At 65.3% G+C, this 3,085-nt stretch carries 2 protein-coding genes; both read right to left on the reverse strand.

Annotation, left to right across the window (positions count from 1 at the left end; genetic code table 11):
• Positions 1-1,106: methylmalonyl-CoA mutase family protein (locus tag AB4Y85_RS19315; RefSeq protein WP_441986527.1), on the reverse strand; the 1,106-nt coding region annotated here is incomplete at its 3' end.
• On the reverse strand, positions 1,103-3,085 hold a 1,983-nt coding region (locus AB4Y85_RS19320; RefSeq protein ID WP_441986528.1), incomplete at its 5' end, for a methylmalonyl-CoA mutase family protein. The genes AB4Y85_RS19315 and AB4Y85_RS19320, both read right to left, overlap by 4 nt.

Below are 3,085 nucleotides of genomic sequence, written 5' to 3' on the forward strand. Positions count from 1 at the left end.
GAGAAATCGGTGGGCAGCGCCAGCGCCTCGTCGAGCGCATTGGTGTGCAGCGACTGCGTATGGCCCTGGGTGGCCGCCATCGCCTCGATGCAGGTGCGCGTCACGTTGTTGAACACGTCCTGCGCAGTCAGCGACCAGCCGGAAGTCTGGCTGTGGGTGCGTAAGGGAAGCGACTTCTCGTTCTGCGGATCGAAACCCTTCACGAGCTTTGCCCAGAGAAGCCGCGCGGCGCGCATCTTGGCGACTTCCATGAAGAAGTTCATGCCGATGGCCCAGAAGAACGACAGGCGCGGCGCGAACTGATCGACGGTGAGGCCGGCCTGGATGCCGGCGCGGATATATTCTACGCCGTCGGCGAGCGTGTAAGCGAGTTCGAGATCCTGCGTCGCTCCCGCTTCCTGCATGTGGTAACCGGAGATCGAGATCGAGTTGAACTTCGGCATGTTCTGCGACGTGTAGGCGAAGATATCCGAGATGATGCGCATCGACCCCTTGGGCGGGTAGATATAGGTGTTGCGCACCATGAACTCTTTGAGAATGTCGTTCTGGATCGTGCCCGAGAGCTTCGCCGCCGGCACGCCCTGTTCTTCCGCCGCCACGATGTAGAGCGCGAGGATCGGCAGCACCGCGCCGTTCATGGTCATCGACACGCTCATCTGATCGAGCGGGATGCCGGCGAACAGGGTGCGCATGTCGTAGATGGAGTCGATGGCGACGCCTGCCATGCCCACGTCGCCCGACACGCGCGGATGGTCGGAATCGTAGCCGCGATGGGTGGCGAGATCGAAAGCGACCGAGAGGCCCTTCTGACCTGCCGCGAGGTTGCGGCGATAGAAGGCGTTGGAATCCTCCGCCGTCGAGAAGCCCGCATACTGGCGCACGGTCCAGGGCTGGTTCACGTACATGGTGGGATAGGGGCCGCGCAGATAGGGTGCGATGCCCGGATAGGTGTCAAGGAAATCGAGGCCCGCGCGATCCTCCGGGCCGTAGGCTCCCTTCACCGGAATACCTTCCGGCGTCAGCCAGGGTTCACCTGCGATCGAGGCGGATGATGCTTGGGGAGCGCCTGCCCAATCGAGGCTCGAAAAATCTGGAATGCGAGTCATGAGGTTGATCCCTGCTCAATGTCTGAAGAGCGGGTGTCCAGAGCTGAATAGATGGTTGCCAGGATCGCTGGTAGGTCGCATCCGGCATAGATGAAGGTGCTGATGCCGGCGCGGGCCCATTGTTCTTCATGGCTACCCGGTCGCCCGGCCAGATAGATGGCCGATAACCCGCTGTCTTTCAGCGTTGTTGCGGCATCAACGGCATGGGTTGCGTAAATCTCATCCGACGAACAGAGGCAGGAAAACTCTGCCTTGCTGTCAAGATAGGCTTTCCTAAGCTTGTCCTGATTGGAAAAGCCCTCGTTGGTGATGGCTTCTATTCCCCCGGCTTCGAAGACGTTCTTGGCGAAGGTGGCGCGAGCCGTAAACGCGGCCACCGGGCCGAGATTGGCGAGGAAGACTTTGGGCCGCGAGCCGGTCCGGGCGAGATACGCATCCGACAGGTCGCGCAGGCGCTCGAACGGCTCCGCTACCCGTGTGGAGGGTAGGGGATCGATCGCAACCGGCGCAGCCCCCACGGCCGTGCCCGCAAGCTGGGCCATGGTCGCGCCGCCTGAGGCCATCTGCACGAGGTCGGCGAAGCTCGTCTCGGCCAGCCCTCCTCCCCCTTGTGGGGAGGAGTTGGAGGTGGGGGTGTTGGCGCCAGGCCCTGATGGGCTATCGCTTACACCCCCACCCCTAGCCCCTCCCCACAAGGGGGAGGGAAACAACACGGCCACGTGCGATTCATGGATATTCGGAAACTCGCTCGTGCCGGTGATCGGCTCCTTGCGGGTGGCGACCGCCTTGTCCCGTGCGGCGCGAACAGCGGCGATGCGGGCTTGCAGCGCGTTGCTCCGCAGGCTCTCCAGAATGCCGCCCTCGCGCTCGATCTCCTGGAACAGGCCCCAGGCCTTCTCGCACAGGGCATCGGTCAGTGCCTCGAAGCCGCCCGAGCCGGCGGCGGGATCAGCCACGCGCCACAGGTTCGATTCATCGAGCAGGATCGTTTGCGTGTTTCGCGCCAGCCTCCGGGCGAAGGCATCAGCTAAGCCGAGCGCTGCGGTGAAGGGCAGCACGGTGATCGCATCCGCCCCGCCGATCCCGGCGGAGAAGGTGGCGACCGTCGTGCGCAGCAGGTTCACCCACGGATCGCGGCGGGTTGTCATGCGCCAGGCGGTTTCCGCATGGAGGCGGATCGGTTTGGGCGTCAGACCGCAGGCCTGCTCCACTCTAGCCCAGAGACGGCGCAGCGCCCGGAACTTGGCGACGGTCAGGAACTCATCCGCATCGGCCGCCAGCAGGAACGACAGGGCGTCGCGGGCGGCATCAATGCCATGGCCCCGTGCCTCCAGGGCGCGCAGATAACCAAGGCCCGTCGCCAGAACGGCGGCCAGTTCCTGCGCCTCGCCGGCCCCCGCCTCGTGATAGGCGCGCCCGTCGGCCAGGAACGCGCGGCCCTTGAAGCCGCGTGCGTTCAGATCGTTCAGGGTATCGCCCATGCGGCTCGCCATCGCATCCCAGGAGGCGGACATCCTGCCCATGGAGGCCATGGCGCCGATGGGGTCGAGCCCGAGATCGAGGGACAGGTCGGCGAGCGTGTGCCCGCGCCGTTCGGCGAGAGCCAGGATCAGAGCCGCCATCTGGCGCCCATGCCCGCCCGCGTCGAGGCGCAGATGGATGAGGTCGAGCATCACGCCTGACAGGGTGCGGTCGAGATCGTCGAGGCTGTCGATGCCCACGCCGAAGCCGCGCGCAGCGGGGGCCTTACGGGTGACGAGGGTGAGGGCGTCCGCGCCATTCTCCAGATCGAGGAGAGCGAGTTCATTGGCCTTCGCGGGCTCGGGATGGTCGACCCGCTGCGACACGCGCCAGCGGCCCGGCTCCTCCCGCGCGATCAGGCCGGCGCCTTCCGCCTTGGGATAAAGCGGCTGAAGCGCGATGCCGTCATGGGTGCGCCCGACGAGTTTCTTCGAGAAGTCCGCGCCCTTGAGCACGCC

This window comes from Microvirga sp. 2YAF29, assembly GCF_052114605.1.
Taxonomy (GTDB): domain Bacteria; phylum Pseudomonadota; class Alphaproteobacteria; order Rhizobiales; family Beijerinckiaceae; genus Microvirga.